At 47.0% G+C, this 17,200-nt stretch carries 18 protein-coding genes; 16 read left to right on the forward strand and 2 right to left on the reverse strand.

Annotated features, from left to right (window positions below):
- The first annotated feature begins 17 nt into the window (after positions 1-17).
- Positions 18-647, forward strand: coding sequence for a class D sortase (locus tag NSQ46_RS00570; RefSeq protein ID WP_342576029.1), 630 nt, complete (start codon positions 18-20; stop codon positions 645-647).
- 153 nt (positions 648-800) lie between these two features.
- Here NSQ46_RS00570 and NSQ46_RS00575 read toward each other — a convergent pair whose 3' ends face one another.
- Entirely contained in the window at positions 801-1,262 is a 462-nt protein-coding gene (locus tag NSQ46_RS00575) for a hypothetical protein (protein ID WP_342576031.1), read from the reverse strand.
- A gap of 374 nt (positions 1,263-1,636) precedes the next feature.
- Here NSQ46_RS00575 and NSQ46_RS00580 point away from each other — a divergent pair, with 374 nt between their 5' ends.
- The 6 genes from NSQ46_RS00580 to NSQ46_RS00605 all read left to right on the forward strand — a co-directional run bounded on the left by NSQ46_RS00580 (position 1,637) and on the right by NSQ46_RS00605 (position 9,550).
- Positions 1,637-3,739 carry a TerD family protein gene (locus NSQ46_RS00580; RefSeq protein ID WP_342576033.1) on the forward strand — a complete coding sequence of 701 codons (2,103 nt, stop codon included), beginning with the start codon at positions 1,637-1,639 and terminating at the stop codon, positions 3,737-3,739.
- 270 nt (positions 3,740-4,009) lie between these two features.
- Positions 4,010-4,513, forward strand: a complete 504-nt coding sequence (locus tag NSQ46_RS00585) for a DinB family protein (RefSeq protein WP_007129065.1) — start codon at positions 4,010-4,012, stop codon at positions 4,511-4,513.
- A 318-nt stretch (positions 4,514-4,831) separates the two neighbouring features.
- Positions 4,832-5,740, forward strand: a complete 909-nt coding sequence (locus NSQ46_RS00590; protein ID WP_342576035.1) for an SMI1/KNR4 family protein — start codon at positions 4,832-4,834, stop codon at positions 5,738-5,740.
- A 419-nt stretch (positions 5,741-6,159) separates the two neighbouring features.
- Positions 6,160-7,416 (forward strand): response regulator, encoded by a 1,257-nt coding sequence (locus NSQ46_RS00595; protein ID WP_244869284.1) that lies wholly within the window; start codon positions 6,160-6,162, stop codon positions 7,414-7,416.
- The gene (locus NSQ46_RS00600; RefSeq protein ID WP_306437009.1) at positions 7,413-8,054 is read left to right on the forward strand and encodes a class D sortase; all 642 of its coding nucleotides are present in this window, start codon (positions 7,413-7,415) and stop codon (positions 8,052-8,054) included. Before NSQ46_RS00595 ends, NSQ46_RS00600 begins: the two co-directional genes overlap by 4 nt.
- Positions 8,055-8,429: 375 nt before the next feature.
- Positions 8,430-9,550 (forward strand): IS3 family transposase gene (locus tag NSQ46_RS00605; protein WP_156124786.1). Its coding sequence is split into 2 segments (ribosomal slippage): positions 8,430-8,679 and positions 8,679-9,550, totalling 1,122 coding nucleotides; the frame shifts between segments, so codons are not numbered across the junction.
- Positions 9,551-9,823: 273 nt separating this feature from the next.
- Here NSQ46_RS00605 and NSQ46_RS00610 read toward each other — a convergent pair.
- Positions 9,824-10,387: a hypothetical protein gene (locus tag NSQ46_RS00610; RefSeq protein WP_251535850.1), complete on the reverse strand. Its 564-nt coding sequence runs from the start codon at positions 10,385-10,387 to the stop codon at positions 9,824-9,826.
- A gap of 359 nt (positions 10,388-10,746) precedes the next feature.
- On the opposite strand from NSQ46_RS00610, the gene NSQ46_RS00615 reads away from it, so the two are divergent.
- The 9 genes from NSQ46_RS00615 to NSQ46_RS00655 all read left to right on the forward strand — a co-directional run bounded on the left by NSQ46_RS00615 (position 10,747) and on the right by NSQ46_RS00655 (position 17,011).
- Positions 10,747-11,361 (forward strand): restriction endonuclease, encoded by a 615-nt coding sequence (locus NSQ46_RS00615; protein ID WP_341342581.1) that lies wholly within the window; start codon positions 10,747-10,749, stop codon positions 11,359-11,361.
- A gap of 457 nt (positions 11,362-11,818) precedes the next feature.
- Positions 11,819-12,229, forward strand: coding sequence for a hypothetical protein (locus tag NSQ46_RS00620; RefSeq protein WP_251535849.1), 411 nt, complete (start codon positions 11,819-11,821; stop codon positions 12,227-12,229).
- 269 nt (positions 12,230-12,498) lie between these two features.
- Entirely contained in the window at positions 12,499-12,738 is a 240-nt protein-coding gene (locus NSQ46_RS00625; protein ID WP_251535848.1) for a hypothetical protein, read from the forward strand.
- Between the two features lie 68 nt (positions 12,739-12,806).
- A complete protein-coding gene (locus NSQ46_RS00630) occupies positions 12,807-13,322 on the forward strand; it encodes a ParB N-terminal domain-containing protein (protein WP_251535847.1) in 516 nt (171 codons plus the stop codon).
- Complete coding sequence (locus tag NSQ46_RS00635) at positions 13,315-13,923, forward strand: protein Mom (protein WP_251535846.1); 609 nt, start codon at positions 13,315-13,317, stop codon at positions 13,921-13,923. Before NSQ46_RS00630 ends, NSQ46_RS00635 begins: the two co-directional genes overlap by 8 nt.
- 255 nt (positions 13,924-14,178) lie before the next feature.
- A complete protein-coding gene (locus NSQ46_RS00640) occupies positions 14,179-14,703 on the forward strand; it encodes a hypothetical protein (RefSeq protein ID WP_251535845.1) in 525 nt (174 codons plus the stop codon).
- A 260-nt stretch (positions 14,704-14,963) separates the two neighbouring features.
- The gene (locus tag NSQ46_RS00645; RefSeq protein WP_251535844.1) at positions 14,964-15,176 is read left to right on the forward strand and encodes a hypothetical protein; all 213 of its coding nucleotides are present in this window, start codon (positions 14,964-14,966) and stop codon (positions 15,174-15,176) included.
- 75 nt (positions 15,177-15,251) lie between these two features.
- Positions 15,252-15,530 carry a hypothetical protein gene (locus NSQ46_RS00650; RefSeq protein WP_251535843.1) on the forward strand — a complete coding sequence of 93 codons (279 nt, stop codon included), beginning with the start codon at positions 15,252-15,254 and terminating at the stop codon, positions 15,528-15,530.
- Between the two features lie 120 nt (positions 15,531-15,650).
- Positions 15,651-17,011 (forward strand): IS1182 family transposase gene (locus NSQ46_RS00655; RefSeq protein WP_251535842.1). Its coding sequence is split into 2 segments (ribosomal slippage): positions 15,651-16,218 and positions 16,218-17,011, totalling 1,362 coding nucleotides; the frame shifts between segments, so codons are not numbered across the junction.
- Positions 17,012-17,200 lie beyond the last annotated feature (189 nt).

Raw genomic sequence — 17,200 nt, forward strand, 5'->3', positions numbered from 1 at the left:
GAATGAAAGGGGAAGCCATGCGAAGAATCGTAGGTGCGTTGTTGATGCTTGCAGGCGTCGGGTTTGTAACATTCGCTGCAATACAATATTTCGAACATCAAGCAAGCCTGAAGGAAGCCATGGCGGAAGCGAATACGCTGATTTCTCAGCCGCAAACCATAGATCATTTGGATGATAAGGGTGTTGATCCAGCCTCGCAGCGTGATCCTATGGCCGAGAGATCCCAGTTTGATCCAAGTCCGAACGATGTGATCGGGATGCTGGAAGTTCCAAAGCTGGAAGCCGAGCTTCCGATTATCGAGGGCACGGATGAGGATATGCTTGAAAGAGGAGTCGGGCATTATAGCTCTACCGCATTTCCACTAGACGATGAACAGATTCTGCTGTCAGGCCATCGGGACACGGTGTTCCGGAACTTCGACAAGCTGGCGGTTGGGGATCGATTCATCGTAAAGCTGCCGTATGGGACATTTGAATACGAGATCCGAAGCACGGATATTGTAGACAAGGACGATACATCGGTTATTCGATCGATGGGATCCGAGGTGCTGGTCATTTCCACCTGTTATCCGTTCCGCTATTTAGGCAATGCACCGGATCGTTTTATCTTCTACGCATATCCGGTTGGAGATGAGCAGCAAACCTAGGATTTCGTGTTAACTAAAAGATTGATGCAAATGGCAAGGACGTCTCACAATCCATAAATGGATTGTGAGATTTTTATGCTATCCCGCTTTTTTGCAGTCGGCGCTTTTTAAGTGATCTGCACAGACGTTAATGATGTAGGGGTAAGTGCGGTACTAACCCAACGAGATGGTTTGCAATTCGGATAGTAAGTAATCTCTCTCTTTGGGATCTCCAATATGATCGGCTGCTTCCTTGGCCAGTTGGAGATATTTCATCATGGAGTCGGATTCCTTATAAATCATATAGGCTCTAGCAATGGCTTCATATGCAAATGCCAAATCGAAGTCACCGATGTGATTCTCGATGCACCATTTAAGCGAGTTTTTACCATGATATAAAGCACTCTCGGACATGCCGAGCACGGCGTATACCCGGGAGATTTGCCATTCGCCTCTTGCAAATTGAAGGGGAGTTCCGATTTCGCCCCAATGGAAGCGGGAAGCATGGGCCATGTGTATCATTTGAAGATCGTCTTCCCAAGTCCGATCTTTTTTTTCAATTAAATCCCACGTGGCATTAAAATTCGTTACGGCTTGTTGCTTGTGCCATTCAAGCACGGTCAGCTTCTCGCTCATGTCTGGTCCTCCTGCAATTCAACATATCAAGTCGACTTAATCTCATCAAGAATAATGCAAAATTGCAGGACGGCACAAGGAAATTCATCGGAATGGCCCGATTTCCGCACGTTTCCATAAGTCGTAATACTTCCGCCCTGTTCGCAGGAAGCGACGTGTGTGATGATAGGTGCATCCAAGGTTCACGGCCACATGGCCTGGAACCGAACACACCTTCAGGCTATTGCGATCCTTCCTTCTATTTCAAATTGAGCGAATTAGGGTCGCAGCTTCCCTGAGGGATGTTGATTAAGAGAGGAGGCATCCAGGCTATCTTGTACCTTCCTTCTAAACTACCTTTCACGTATTTAGGGCAAGGCTTTCCTGGAATCCTGATGATAAATAATACCATCTATTTACGAAGAGCGAATAAACTTATGGTGGAGCGAGGGCAAGGGGAGGGCTGGCTTTCGGAAGCGGTTCTGGCCACTGCCCTGAAAAATATCGAGTTTCTTGGATTTACGTTCTCCCACCCATTGATGCACGTCATTCGTACATTATCCATGGAGCAGTTTTCCGAATTCTATGCCCAGCTAGTCGCTGACCTTAGCGTTATGGTCGGTGCACATGTGGAGTATCAGCCGATGTATCCCGGATTCCCGCAGCAAGTGATGGAGGAAGACGATGCAGCGCTGTATCTGAATGCGGTCTACCATTATCTTACGCTGGAGGCTCCCGATCATCCCGGTGTGGTAAGACCTACTTTGCTGGATAAAACCCAGCTGACCGTCATCGAGCTTGGAAGCCAAGCCGAGTTCCATATGATGATCCGGCAACTAATTCAAGCCAAGACGTCCATTTCGGACACGGACCGGCAGGACATCGATACCGCGATCGCGAATGCCGAGCCGGAGGAGCTGGAAGAGCTGCTTCCTTCCGAAATTCCGTTCAAGGAAAACGCCGCCTTCGTCGCAAGCTCCTTGCTGAAGCATGACAAGGCAAACATCAACCTGATCGAGCGCTACTTCAAAACGGCGACGGATGTCTTGCGTCTGGCAGCGGCTTGGTCGGGGGGCGATGTCAGCCTTGCCGCGCCTGTGCGCTTCCGTAAATTCAAGCGTCCGGAAAGACGGCTGCTGCTCGGATTGCTGGAGCGATGCCACCCGATAACGGAGGATATGCTGAGATTTAAAGACCGCTGGATTCGCCTTGGCGAGATTCTACACCCTTCCGAATACAAGTCGCGTTTTCCGCGTGCGGAAGAAGCCTTCGATATCTTGCGCAATAACAAGCCCTTTACGACCTTCAACGGCAGCGTAGAGCTCGCCTTCCGTTATGATCAAGTCTGGTCCCTCATCGATCTCTTGATGAAGCGTCCCGGCGAATTCGCGAGACGGCTGGATCAGCTGCTGCGCTCGACCGAGCATACAGAGTATGTCGTGCTTGCATTCGGAGAAGTCGCGGATCAAGTGTCGACGCTGGTGTTATTGCAGGTGAAGTCTCATTTTGCCCGCCGCCATGAGCCGAGCGACCTTCGCATCTTCTTCCCGAAAGGCAATGTGGCCAAGGCGTTTGCGGTTCCGAATAAGCTTCCGAAGGTGGATCCTGGGGCTTGCGAGGACATTGTGAACCTATGTGACCAGGTATTGATCCAGCGGTTCTCCGAGCTGCCGCCGCTTGGGAAGACCTATGTCGATCAACGCTTGCAGCGCTACCATGTCCCGTTCTCCCAAAGATCGGCCAGCAAAGCTTTGCGTACGCTCGTACGCGGAAGCCGCCTCCCGATGGGAGAGGGGGATACGATCCGGTTCTTCAGCTGGTGGAAAGAGGGGATGGTTGACGGCCAACCGACCGGCCGCGTGGATATTGACCTGTCCGCAGTGATGTACGACGGGAACTGGCAGTACGTGGAGCATATTTCGTATACGAATCTGCGGTCGTCCAAGTACCGTGCCGTGCACAGCGGAGACATCGTATCCGCCCCACAGGGCGCATGCGAATTCATTGATCTCCATATTCCTTCCATCGTCCAGTACGGCGGGCGCTACATCGTGGCAACCCTTCATTCTTATACGAGTCAGCCGTATTGCGAGCTGCCGGAGTGCTTCACGGGCTGGATGATGCGTAAAAAACCCGGCTCCGGGGAAATCTTCGAGCCTGCCACGGTGGTCAACAAAATCGATGTCACCGCCGACACGCAGATTGCGATTCCCGTTATCCTTGATCTGATGGAGCGCACGGTCATTTGGACCGATCTGTCCCTGACGCGGCATCCGCATTACTATAACAATGTCGAAGGGAACCAGAAGGGAATGGTTCTGATGGGGAAAGCCATGACGGCGCTTCGGAAACCGGACCTGTACGATCTGTTTATGCTCCATGCGAAGGCACGGGGCGAGTGCGTCGAACAGAAAGATCAGGCCGAAACGGTATTTTCGGTGGATCATGGAACCACGCCGTTTGATATCGAGCAGATTATGGCGGAATACCTGGTTTAATCGCATATGCTTGATGAGGGCACCTATTGACGGTGCTCTTTTTTCTTCACGAACACATATTGAAATCAGGATGAATTAGGATCATCGCTAAATTCGCCACATAATAATGACAAACCTTGTCACTATTAACGGTTAGGATAAAGATAAGGCAGCCGGTCCAATAACCATGTAAATGAGAACCGGAACTTCAGCTAGGGGAGGACCCTGGAACAGAGCGGATGGGCGAGCCAAATAACATATGATTGTTAAAAAATAAGGAGGACTGCGCTTATGTATGTAACAATTTCGGATTTTGTTGCGGAGTGGAAGAGGGAGGCTGCATTAACTCAGCAGGTATTGAACGGTTTGACGGATGCCTCGCTGCAGCAGAAGGTGTACGGGGAAGGACGAACGTTGGGGAGAATCGCCTGGCACTTCACCACGAATATCCCGGAATATTTGTCAGAGTTCGGAATTACCATCGAACAGATCCCGAATGCGGAGGAAGTCCCTGCTTCCGCGAAGGAAATTGCCGATACCTTTGCGGAGATCAGCGACCGGGCGGCTCGCGCCATTGAGGAGCAGTGGACGGATGCCTCGCTGCAAGCGGTGCAGAATGCCTTCGGAAGAGATGAATCGAATGCGTCCATCTTGATGGGACTCATCAAACACATTGTCCACCACCGGGGACAGGTTACGATTCTAATGCGTCAAGCGGGATTAAAGCCTTTTGGCGTATACGGGCCTCCTAAAGAAGACTGGATCCATTTCGGGGTGGAACAGCCGCCGCAGTAAAAAAATCATGACATGACCGAAAGCTCAGGCGCTAAATTTAAAACGAATCACACGTCAAGCTTATCAGCATGGATGTTGGTGTTTGTCCGATGTTCACCGTTTTCTGGCCGCGAATCCTCACAGGGATTGCGGCCTTTTGCGGTATTGGCGCCTAACCCGCAGTTATTGACCCACCCCACCCTGCGCACCACTCCAACGGGAAGCATTCGTACAGCACCTTTGCAGTTCCAGCCTTACTAACGATAACGATACATGATGTGGAGCCTGCCGTGCCGAAAATGGTATAATTCTACTAAAGTATGAGAGGGGGCAAGGCCAATGAGGGAAGAACTCTTGGAACAGCTCGAGGAATGGCATGAAGAGGATGAATTCGAAGCGATCGTTGATGCGATCACGGAGATTCCGGAAGAAGAACGGGATTATGTCCTGACAAGCCATTTGGGCAGAGCGCTGAATAATCTGGAGCGCTACGAGGAGGCGGTTGAACAGTTCTTATCGGTTGCGGAAGAAGGACAAGAGGACCCGCTCTGGCATTACCGCATCGGACTGGCCTATTATTACCTGGAGCAGTATGAGAATGCGCGCGAAGCCTTCGAAACCGCCGACCGGCTGGAGCCGGGGGATGAGGATACGCTGGAGTTCCTAGAGTGGATTCGAAGTAAAACGGAGGGGCAGGAGCATGAAGCCGCTGTGTCAGCAGTTGATGCTCCAACCGGACAGGCGTCTATTCCTGCTGATTTGGATGTTACGGATTTTTGGGATGACGGCGCGGAAGCTGCCGATTCGTATACCATGGCGCCGCCGACGGACGATTTGGTTGAATCCATCCAGGAAGAGCTGGTTTTTAAACTGCCGACAGCCTATATTCAGATGATGAAAGTACATAATGGCGGGATTCCCCGCAGAAGGTTTTTCCCTATACAATCGGGGGAGGCAGCCGATGGCCGCATCGAGATTACGGGCATGCTGGGCATCGGCCGAGAGAAGAAGCACTCGCTCTGCGGAGAAGCCGGCAGCCGGTATATGATCGAGAATCGAGGCTACCCGGAGATCGGTGTCGTTCTATGCTTGTGTCCTTCCGAATCGGAAGCGGTCATGCTGGACTACCGGGCAGCCGGCAATGACGGAGAGCCCGAGGTCGTTCATGTTGACCAGAGACATCCAGACAAGATTACCCGGCTTGCGCCGAACTTCCAAGCTTTTGTTCAGGGATTGGTGCAAGCGTAAACGCCTTTTTTGAACATCCACCGTTGATAAAGAAGCTTCGCCCGAAACCAAGCCAGTAGAAGAGCCATGCTGCTGGAATTCAGTTGCGGCACACCGGTTACAGGAAAAGAAAACAACCATACGATAAAAAGCTGTTCAGAGAGGAGCGTGAGCTCTTACTCCTGAGCAGCTTTTTTACAATGCTCCATTAGTCGGCATTACACCGGGAGCCTCACCACAAATAATTCCAACTGCGACAAGTAAAAATTGTAATCGAATATCAAAAGTAACATTCTATTGTGATAAGATGAGTATAAAGACTTAGAATAAGCATTCAGAAAATATTCAACGCAACATGCCAATATATAGAAGAAATGGTGTTGGACGATTGGGGGAGCTGTTCGCTGGTTTTGCGTGAGATGGACCACGAGAAGTCATTCATGACTGCAAAAAACCAGGAACATCACTTCATCTATAAGGAACCCGGTTCAAGGGGGATGGCGAGCCTGCAGAAGGGGGAGAAGAGGACCTTGAAGGTCATGTTCGTCGATGATGAAATACTGGCTACACAGTATTTAAAGAGACTGCTGTTACAAGAAGAAGCTGCCGCCGATTTCCAGTGGGTTGGCGAATATCAAAATCCATACGAAGCATTAGATGCAGCCCAATCAGAGGAGCCTGATGTCGTATTTCTGGATATCGAGATGCCGGAGATGACCGGCTTTGAATTGGCGGAGCGTTTATGGGAGGTTCGGCCTCAGCTTCAGATCGTGTTTGTGACCGCCTATGATGATTATGCGATCAAGGCATTTGAGGTTAACGCGCTGGATTATCTGCTGAAGCCGGTGCTTCCTTCAAGGCTTTCCGTTACGATCGACCGAATCGTGAAAGGTTCGCTAACAAAGCCGGCAGCAGTTGTCAGCCGTACCGAAGATGAACAAGAGCCAATAACCCTCTGCTGCTTGCAATCCCTGCACTATAGGGAGAACGGGGAGCCTAAGCATTTTCCATGGAAAACGTTAAAGGCCCCGGAGCTGTTCGCCTACCTTATTTACTACCGGGGGAAGACGGTGAGCAAGCAGACGCTCATGGATCTGCTGTGGCCTGTCCACGACCCGCACAAAGCCGTGACGCAGCTCCATACGGCCATTTATCAGATTCGGAAAATGATCAGAATGTGCGGGCTGGATGCCCGAATTCATTATCATGACGAGAGCTATCGGCTGGAGCTTGCGGGTAAGCTGGACGTGGAGAAATGGGAAGACAGGTTGAGTAAAGCGCCGGAGGTAATGCCGGACACGCTTTCCACCCACCAGTCGATCATGGATGTGTACGAAGGGGATTTCCTGGCGGACCACCGGTATGTGTGGGCGGAGCCGGAGCAGGAACGGCTTCGGCTGCTATGGCTCGAGCATGTCCAATCCGTCGCAGCATGCCATGTCGAGATCGGCCAGTATGCGGAAGCCGTAAGAATCCACCAGCAGGTGATCGAGCGGCTGCCGTATTTGGAGGACGGCTATGTCGGATTGATGTATATCTATGCTTCGCTGCATCATCACTCTGAAGTCAAAAAGATGTTTCAGCGAATGAAGGAAGTGCTGCTCGGGGAATATGAGGTTCCCCTTTCGGACAACATCGTTCAATGGTACAAAGAGTGGGAGCAGACCATTGAGGTCGCTGATGAGCAAGGGGCGTGAGTGAGACCATGATCAAACGGGCATTGCCTGTTCTATTCATCATTGCAGGAATAATCCTAATATTCTATCCGAAGCTGACGGAAAGGGTTCAGCAGGCGGAACAGGAGCAGCTGGCCCGCGAATGGCAGGATAGTCTTCAACAGATCAGCGTTGTGGATGATCGTCAGGCGTCAGGGAACCAGGAATCCAATGAAGCAGCCGGTGGAGCGGGTACATCCGATCATGCCTCCATCAAATCTGAAGGGGAGCTCGAAGTGATGCTTGCCATCCCCAAGATCGATCTCAAGCTGCCTGTATTGCATGGGGCGACGAAGGAGAATCTGAGGACGACATTGGCCAGCATCGAGCATACGGGAAGACCCGGGGAGATCGGTAATTTTGCCGTTGCCGGCCATCGCAACCGAACCTATGGAAGGAACTTTAACCGATTGGATGAGCTGGCCGTGGGCGATGCCATCGAAGTGGATACGGGTACCCGAGTATTTAAATATGAGGTAACCGAAAAGCTGATCGTTAAGCCGGAGGAAGTCTGGGTGCTGGAAAGCGACGGGAAGAATAAGGAGGTTACGCTCGTGACCTGCCACCCGATGGTCAATCCGACGCATCGGCTCATTATTAAGGGGAAGATCATCTCATAAGATTTCCCGCGGTAATATGGATCTCATTGATTTATGATAGGTCAGATTCTTATAACGATTTGATGGAACAGCCTGCCGGCAAGCGGCAGGCTCAGGCTGTCGAGAAACCCCCTGTTTTTTTGCAGGGGGTTTAAAATTGCCTCGTCGGTCACTGAAGTAGGGTTCTCAGAGCGCTTTAAATCGATTTTTATTTTAAAAGATATGATTCCCCATATAAAAAATAGAGTGTCGAAAAGTCCGTTGGACTTTCTCGACACTCTGAGGGCACTCCCTAATGGAGTGCCCTTTTTTATGGTGGATCGTCTACACTTAGTTGGACAATAAAAATGAGGGCTTGTAGAATAAACCTATCATCCTAAGGAGCGGATCTCTACAATGCCAAAACAACAACGACGTACCTTTACAGCAGAATTCAAAAAACAAATGGTAGAACTCTATGAAAACGGAAAATCCAGAGCAGCGATCGTGGAGGAATATGACCTCACAGCCTCCGCTTTAGACCGCTGGATCAAACAAGCCCAAACAACGGGTTCCTTCAAGGAGAAGGACAATCGCTCCTCCGAAGACAATGAGCTGATTGCCTTGCGAAAGGAGAACCAGCGTCTGAAAATGGAGGTGGATATTTTAAAGCAAGCCGCGCTGATCATGGGACGAAAGTAGCTATCATCCAGAACAACCGTGATAAATACTCGGTATCAGCAATGTGCGACGTCCTGCAAATCGCAAGAAGTACGTTTTACTATGAAGCGAAAGAACAAACGAGCGAAGACGATGTCGCCGAAGCGATTGCGGACATTTTCCATAAGAATCGAAAAGCTTACGGTACACGCAAGATTAAAGTCAAGCTCCAGGAACGTGGTTTCGTCGTCTCCAGACGTCGAATTGGCCGGATCATGAAAGAGCAGGGACTTGTTTCTACGTACACCGTGTCGCAATATAAACCCCTTAAGTCCGCGTGTAATGAAGCGTCTACAGCCAATACGCTGAATCGCGAATTCGATCAAACGGAGGCTAAACGAGTCGTTGTCAGCGATCTGACGTATGTGAAAGTTCAGAACCGGTGGCATTACATTTGTGTACTTATCGACCTGTTCAATCGAGAGATCATCGGCCATAGTGTAGGCCCTCATAAGGATGCCGTGTTGGTTTCTCGTGCCTTTGCAACGGTTCAGGGTGATTTATCTCAGATTCAATGGTTCCATACCGACCGTGGCAGTGAGTTTAAAAATCAAAAGATGGATGCACTTTTGGAGACATTTGAAATTGGCCGATCCCTGAGCATGAAAGGCTGCCCCTACGACAACGCTGTGGCGGAAGCGACCTACAAGATTATGAAAACAGAGTTCGTGAACCAGATGAACTTCCAGAGTCTTCGTCATCTGGAACTGGAATTATACGATTATGTTAACTGGTTTAACAAGCATCGGATTCATGGAACACTAGGATACATGACACCGGTTCAGTATCGCCATGCAGCCCTTAAAAATGCTGTCTGATTTACTGTTGACAATCCATTTCTCGACAGCCTGAGGAGAGCTGGATAAACAGCTCTCCTTTTTCGATGCTTACTTCTTTCGGGTAGACATTTTTATTACAAAGAATAGTATCGACAAGAAGAATAGAGCTTGAGAGACGTTGACAAATATTCTGATACCTTCGCCCGATTCTTTTAAGCCGAATAAAATATCAATGACGGACACCAAACCTGTAATTATAAGTATGATCAGTGAAAGTATGTACACGTTTAGTCCCCCTTAAATATTGGTGCTTTATAGCAGGAAGAATACAATAGCTCTAGCAGCTGGATCGCTTAACCACGCCGGAATACCAACCGATTGTAATGCGTTAGAGAGGCCATCCTCTGCAGTTCCTGTGAAGTCTACCATAATATCCAATGCCTGCATGAGTACCTGGTAACTAAGATATGTTTTAAGAGTAGTTTTTGCACCAGCTGTCAATGGCAATTTGTCTACGTATACTTTAATCTGTTCATTCCAAGCACGTGACCCAACGTTTTTGAGTTTTTTGATCAATTCTTGTGCTACTTCTTTTGCTAGTTTTGTCTTCCAACCTTGTGTAGTAACATCGCCTGCAGTTGATGTAATACCAAGCTCAGCGCCAACCGTTCTAAAGAGAGTATCGTAATCTACTTGTCTAAGTTCAAGTTCAATTCTTTTGTCTAGATTGATTGGGCCAGACGGTAATTCGATTTGTGTTCCCGAATTAGTAGAATTTCCATTCGCAACTTGAGCGCTAGCAAAAGCGGGTAGAGTAAATGAGGACAACAAGAGTGCAGATAATGATGCGATTCCCAGTTGCTTAACCTTTTTCATAGATTCATACCTCTTTTCATAGAATTTGGTTGTTACAGGAATATTATAGCATTAGAAATCTATGATTGCAAAATTTAGGTAGATTCATATATAAATTTACATAGAATTTACATAAAGGAACTATTCGCTATTAAATCAGTGACTGATTAATAATCTATTTTTGAATGAAGAATGGCACTTCGTTGGACTTTTTAGGTGATATATTTGTATTGTGGGAATTAAGCGAGAATGAAACGCACAGCCGCACGAGGCGGCATATGACTGGGGCGTTCCTCTTCTCGCTTTTTTCTATACAAGGCAGGAAATTAGTCCCAAGTGTCGAATTGTGTTCAGGACAATATACATACTTGGGGGAAGAAATGATGGCAAGAAGGAAGAGTAAGGCGAAGCAGGAAGAAGAATTGTTCCAAGGGTTAGCTGGTATGGCGATGTTGGGAGGAATTATTGGAACCTATTCGGTAACAAGATCATGGCAAGCATCATTGGTTGTCGGATTGCTAGGTGTCGTTGGAGTTATTATTTTAATGGTCTATATTCAACGAAAACGTGCCGAACGACTGAAGAGGTCAGGCATAGCTGAGATCGATAAGATGGACGGCGTACAATTTGAACATTATCTTGGTCATCTTTTTCGCTCTCAGGGGTACAAGGCTGAGGTTACAAAGGCAGCAGGCGACTTTGGAGCAGATCTGATTATGTCCAAAGATGGGAAACGGATTGTGGTTCAAGCCAAGCGTTATAAAAAGAATGTAGGGTTGAAAGCTGTTCAAGAAGTTCAGGGTGCTAAGGCACACTATAAGGCATCCGGTGCATGGGTTGTTACCAACAGTAATTTTACTCAACAGGCTTATGAGCTCGCAAAATCAAACGGAGTCAGACTAATCAGCCGGGATGAACTGGTAGAAATGCTTCTAGTTATGAAAGAGAAGCTATCAGCTTCAAAGAAATCAGGAAGTGTAAAGACGAGTGCATAATCGAATTAATGAGCAATAGTGAGTAAAACATGTATGGTATTAGTTTCTTCGCTAATGAAGGACATTCCGAAGATTGACCTTGATTTTGTGACTTCGTTAAAATGGTCTTGTTCTTCCTCTATAGTTACAAAGTACGTATGCTTTTAAAGCAAAGAGCGCAGCGTTTTTGCGGCGACCGTTCGGGCGCATGCTTTTAGGACGTAACACCAACATCATACATATCACATTAAAGTCGTTCCTTCACTGGATCGGCTTTTTTTATTGGAGGAATAGAAGTGGTCAGTAGAAGACGGAAGAAGAAACGGATCCGACCCAGAGAGCAGCCGAAGAAATGCAAAGGTTGTGTGTGGGGGAGATGGGATGGAGTGAAGCAGTTTTGTCCTAAACCTCCTGAGTGTTGTATTAGAAAGGAAAAACCTTCCTGAATGTCGAATTATGATGTCGAGGAGGGATTCGTATGGAAATGTACAAAGAATTTAAGAGATACTTTGGAAGCAGTTCAATTTATACGGATTTACTAATGCATATTCAAGACAGTCAGCTTGATGAAAAAATTATGGCATTCTACCCGGAGGATTGGTTCGGTAAAGAAAAACCAGGGCTGACCATATTCACGCACAAAGATATCATTTCGATAAAGAATGACACGAGAAGCCTGAGTGAAATTATTTATAAAGATTATAAGGTGACTAAACTAGACTATTTAGAACACCATAATGATCGCTATGCCGGTTCGAAATTGACTATCACTCTGGATTCAGGAGAACAATTGATTTTTGATGCTTCCAAAGTTGCTGACGAAGATTACATCGTAACACTTTCGCGTTATATCAAAATGATATATGAATTTCTTAAGGAAGCACCCTAAATTAGGTGCTTTTTCTGTTGCTCTTATATGACGGAATATGAGCCGTTTTAAGCGTATTAGTATGAGAACATCCGATTGCAGGGAGCAGTCCGTTGAAGAGCGGAGAACAGCAACTGAGTGAGCGTACGAATGCATATGATGGTCACCCAAACGTTGAAACCAACTCAACACAAATACAAAGCAATTTGTTTGTTTTATCCTCGACACTTCATACTGAGGAAGGTAAAATATCCTTGACATGAATGAATGTTTTGAACGGGGGTGTTTAGATGAAATTTGTTAATAAAAATACTCTTCTTTTAGAAGTTGTAGACCTTTTTTATATAAATAGGCTGATCCAAACCTCAGACCCAGATTACTTCAATGCACTTGAAACTCACGTTGTGCATCTTCAAGGAATGGTATCTAGTCTAGACGGAATGAAAATTGTAACTGATGAAGCCACAAAAGAACGGTATGGCGACTTATTCAACCGTTTAGAAGACGCACTGAGAAGACACAACAGCTAATACAATCATTAGGACGAGCCCTGAGCTGGTCCTTTTTTTGTTGTCATAAAACCACTGGAGGTAGAGACATGAACATCAGAATCGTGCCAATCGATCAGATTAATGCAGCAGCCTATAACCCTCGGGTTGATCTTCAGCCTGGGGACGTTGAATATGAAAAACTTCGCCGAAGCATCGAGGAATTCGGTTATGTGGAGCCGATCATCTGGAATGAACGCACAGGAAACATGGTCGGTGGCCATCAACGGTATAAGATCCTGGTTAATGAGCAGAGCCATACTGAACTGCAAGTGTCTGTCGTGGATCTCGACGATCAGCAGGAACGGCTCCTGAATATTGCTTTGAACAAAGTATCAGGTGACTGGGATGAAGATGCTCTATCGCAGTTGCTTGTTGAGCTGCAAAAGGACGGCGTGGATATTTCCTTGTCCGGTTTTGACGATGTGGACTTGAAACAAATGCTTGGGGATATTGAGATCCCGAATTTTGAAGCAGGCACTCCCGAAGATCAAGGGGATTTGGGGGTATTGAGCTCAAAGCTTGTGACTTGTCCGCACTGCGGGGAGGAATTTGAACATGATTGATTTAAAGGTGGATTGGGCGACGCATGCAGCCGCAAAGTTTGCTTGCGAGAACTTCCACTATAGCCGCAGCTTACCCGCTGGAAAGTCCGTGAAAGTGGGAGCATGGGAGAATGGCCAGTATATTGGGGTTGTTATATTCAGCCGTGGGGCAACTCAGAATATCGGGTCTCCTTACGGCCTGACTCAACGTGAATGCTGTGAGCTCACACGGGTTGCATTGACCAAACACAAGTCGTTTGTTTCGGAGATCCTTGCCAAAGCAATTCGATTCTTGAAGGATCAGTCCCCCAACGTTGAGTTGATCGTCAGTTATGCCGACGTTGAACAGAAGCATCACGGTGGGATCTATCAGGCGACCAACTGGATCTATGAGGGAAAGACAGACGGTGAACATTATTTCATCATTAAAGGGAAGAAGACACATCCCAAATCGATTCATTCCAAGTACGGTACCGGCAGTCAACGCATCGATTGGATCAGGAATAATCTTGATGCCAATGCCGAATTGTATCGTACCGAAGGCAAGCACAAATACCTTATGCCCCTTAACAAGAAGATGCGGCGCAAGATCATGCCTTTGCACAAACCTTATCCCAAATAAATCAGATGGATCGCTCTTGCAGGACTATGGAGATTGATCCGAAGTTCTGTGATGTAATCAAACAACGATACCAGGAAGCGACAGGCATTAAGCCTGTTTTGATTAATCGAACGAGTGCTGAACTATAACTCATCATTGATATTTATATCAACAGAGATATTCTTCAATTAACGACAGATTGTTCAATATTATTGTAATTGATGATAGGATTGTAGTGGATGCATTCTATAAATCTGAATTATGAGGGGGACATTAATGAAGATCTTCTCCTACAACCCGCCAAAGCTGAAGCCCTCAACCAAACGGACTAAAGTTAAAGACGAGCAAGGGAATGTAGTGTGCTGGTTTGAGCGAGTATATCCCAATGTTATAGCAAAGATGTGCAATTATGTATTTGGAATTGATTGGTCCGCACAGATCCAGGTATATTCTGCAGACGGTCATCCGGTGTTCCAGTGCAACAAAAAAACACCATGGCTTGGGAGGCCGGAATATAGTGTTCAGCGTAGTGATACACAAGACGTTTTTAGAGTTACATATAAGAGTTGGCAAAAAGTTGCTCCAGAGTTTAAAGTCACTTATCAAGATCAAGAGTATGTAATAAAGAAAGATATGTTCGATTGGGCTAAGTTCATGCATTCAGGTAAGGAGTTGGCTAGATGGAGAATGAAAACGACAGAAGGATTTAAGGTAAGATTAGAGATCGAAGAAGCTTCTCCGATACAAGAACCTGAATTTTTCGTAGCTTTGTTTCACTCTATTTTCCTCATTGGTGATTGAATTCTAAATACTCTTTAATATGTTGACTAATAGGACAGATATTTGAAACATCAACCACCTACTGATTGGGTGGTTTTTTCTTTGAAATAGGTTAATCAAATTTTAATTAAAATAAAAGGAGGACGCTGACACGTCCTCCTGATCATACCCAGGGTATTCGCCCAGGTACCCCCAGCTGAGATAGCGGCCCGCCGCGCGCGGCATTTATCGACACCGCCGCTATCTCGCATTCCAGTATAAAGGAAAGCTGAGGGGACCACATGAGAACAAAAGATGAAGATTTATTGCAGCATGAGCTCGCCGTGATGGAAGGGATCCTGGAATCCAAAGAGCAGTACCGTAAAATCGTCAAGGCAGCTATCGCCCAATGGGTTAAGGACCTACAGGCTGGACATATAATGATGAAGACCGTTCAGGATCTGGAACGGTTGATTGAGCTGGACATCAAGCTTCAGAAGGATGATGAATTGTGAATTACGTAGGCATGTTAAATTAAGGGCGGCTTCCTCTTATATTGGTAGTACAATCCCATATAGGAGGAATGACGTATGTTATTCAAAGATGTAGTGTTGCTTGGTCTTGCCCATAAGAAAGAGAAGCAAGAGGTGTATACCCACTTCTCAAGAGAAGGGAAAGTAGATGATTTCATTGAAGCCCTGTACCACTTGAACAAAGATGGGTTGGTTTATGTTCCATTGAGAGCATGGAGTCCGAAGTATGATGGTGTCAGCATTCCAAATGATGTTGTCATGACAGGGGTTAAACTTACTCCATATGGTGAAAGCAGAGCTAAGCACCTTATCACGAAGCACAAGAAGTCCCTTTAAGGGGCTTCTCAGGCTGTCGAGAAAGTCTCGACAGCCTTCTTTATGTTTATTTATTTTAAGACAGCACCGCGTTAATGTTGTATAATATAGATAACTACTCATGAACGGATGGTGTCTTGAATGCTGAGATCTAATCGGGAAAAACAACAAAGCTACGAATTCGTGTCAATTGAAGAGCTGGTTCCACAGGATCATTTGCTGCGGAAAGTGGACAAGTATATCGACTTCTCCTTTATTGACGATAAGGTTCGTCCTCTTTACTGCGCAGATAACGGGCGGCCAGCCATTGATCCGGTCGTTCTGTTTAAGATGATTTTTCTCGGTTATTTTTATGGCATTCGCTCCGAACGCCAGTTGGAACGCGAGATTCAAACGAATTTGGCTTACCGCTGGTTTTTAGGTCTTGGTCTAACCGATAAAGTCCCAGACCACTCCACCATTAGCTGGAACCGGCGGACTCGGTTTAAGGATACTGACATTTTCCAGGAGATCTTTGACGAAATCGTCCTCCAAGCGATCTCGCACAAAATGGTGGGCGGGCGTGTGCTCATTACCGATTCGACTCACGTAAAAGCCAATGCCAACAAGCACCACTATACCAAGCAAGAAGTTCTACAAAACACCAAGGACTATATTGACGAACTCAATGAGGCTGTGACGGAGGACCGCAAAGCGCACGGAAAAAAGCCCTGAAAGTACGAGAGGAAGTGAATGGAACCAAAGAAATTAAAGTGAGCACCACCGATCCTGAAAGTGGCTATATGATTCGCGACGGTAAGCCAGAGGGGTTCTTTTATCTCGACCACCGGACGGTGGATCTTAAATACAATCTCATTACCGATGTCCATGTTACGCCAGGAAATGTCCACGATTCGGTTCCGTATTTGTCGCGATTAGACCGCCAAAGAGAACGTTTTGGATTCAAGGTTGAAGCTGTAGCCCTGGATTCCGGTTATTTAACTACGCCCATTTGCCGAGGTTTACAGCAGCGAAAGATTTTTGCCGTTATTGCACACCGGAGATTTCATCCGAAGCAAGGTTTGTTTGCCAAATGGAAGTTTACTTACGACGCTGAAAGTAACACCTATATCTGCCCGGAAAAACACCAACTGACGTACCGGACTACCGACCGGAAGGGTTACAGGCAGTATGCGTCAGACCCGGAACATTGCAAGACCTGTCCGATGCTTGCGCAATGCACTCATTCCAGGAACCACCGGAAGGTACTGACCCGACATGTCTGGGAAGACAGCAAAGACTGGGTGCGAAATAACCGGCTAAGCCGAGACGGCAAGCAGTTGTACCGCAAACGAAAAGAAACGATTGAGCGAAGCTTCGCGGATGCCAAAGAGCTCCATGGGTTTCGCTATTGCCGTTTGCGCGGACTCTCGAACGTCACGGAACAAGCGTTGATGACGGCCACCGTGCAGAACATGAAGAAGATGGCGATCCACCTGGATCGCCTGGAAAAGAGGGGGTAACCCTTCTTTTTTAGGCTTTTTAGCAACTGCAAATGAAAATAAGAGAAACCCAACGTCTACAAGACGTGGGTTTCTCGACAATCTGAGCCTGCCGGCAAGCGGCAGGCTGTTTTTTTCGTGTCTACATGAGATATATATCGGAGAAACTAAATACTTCAGGCCACAATACTGCTAAAGTCACCATATCAC

Source organism: Paenibacillus sp. FSL M8-0142, from assembly GCF_038597315.1.
Lineage (GTDB): Bacteria > Bacillota > Bacilli > Paenibacillales > Paenibacillaceae > Paenibacillus_AQ > Paenibacillus_AQ lactis.

Coding starts and splice junctions, on each gene's coding strand:
- NSQ46_RS00610 (WP_251535850.1), bottom strand. CDS start 10,387: ATGAAAAAGGTTAAGCAACTGGGAATCGCATCATTATCTGCACTCTTG.
- NSQ46_RS00645 (WP_251535844.1), top strand. CDS start 14,964: ATGAGAACAAAAGATGAAGATTTATTGCAGCATGAGCTCGCCGTGATG.
- NSQ46_RS00650 (WP_251535843.1), top strand. CDS start 15,252: ATGTTATTCAAAGATGTAGTGTTGCTTGGTCTTGCCCATAAGAAAGAG.
- NSQ46_RS00575 (WP_342576031.1), bottom strand. CDS start 1,262: ATGAGCGAGAAGCTGACCGTGCTTGAATGGCACAAGCAACAAGCCGTA.
- NSQ46_RS00620 (WP_251535849.1), top strand. CDS start 11,819: ATGGAAATGTACAAAGAATTTAAGAGATACTTTGGAAGCAGTTCAATT.
- NSQ46_RS00590 (WP_342576035.1), top strand. CDS start 4,832: ATGAGGGAAGAACTCTTGGAACAGCTCGAGGAATGGCATGAAGAGGAT.
- NSQ46_RS00625 (WP_251535848.1), top strand. CDS start 12,499: ATGAAATTTGTTAATAAAAATACTCTTCTTTTAGAAGTTGTAGACCTT.
- NSQ46_RS00615 (WP_341342581.1), top strand. CDS start 10,747: ATGATGGCAAGAAGGAAGAGTAAGGCGAAGCAGGAAGAAGAATTGTTC.
- NSQ46_RS00595 (WP_244869284.1), top strand. CDS start 6,160: ATGACTGCAAAAAACCAGGAACATCACTTCATCTATAAGGAACCCGGT.
- NSQ46_RS00570 (WP_342576029.1), top strand. CDS start 18: ATGCGAAGAATCGTAGGTGCGTTGTTGATGCTTGCAGGCGTCGGGTTT.
- NSQ46_RS00635 (WP_251535846.1), top strand. CDS start 13,315: ATGATTGATTTAAAGGTGGATTGGGCGACGCATGCAGCCGCAAAGTTT.
- NSQ46_RS00580 (WP_342576033.1), top strand. CDS start 1,637: ATGATAAATAATACCATCTATTTACGAAGAGCGAATAAACTTATGGTG.
- NSQ46_RS00640 (WP_251535845.1), top strand. CDS start 14,179: ATGAAGATCTTCTCCTACAACCCGCCAAAGCTGAAGCCCTCAACCAAA.
- NSQ46_RS00630 (WP_251535847.1), top strand. CDS start 12,807: ATGAACATCAGAATCGTGCCAATCGATCAGATTAATGCAGCAGCCTAT.
- NSQ46_RS00585 (WP_007129065.1), top strand. CDS start 4,010: ATGTATGTAACAATTTCGGATTTTGTTGCGGAGTGGAAGAGGGAGGCT.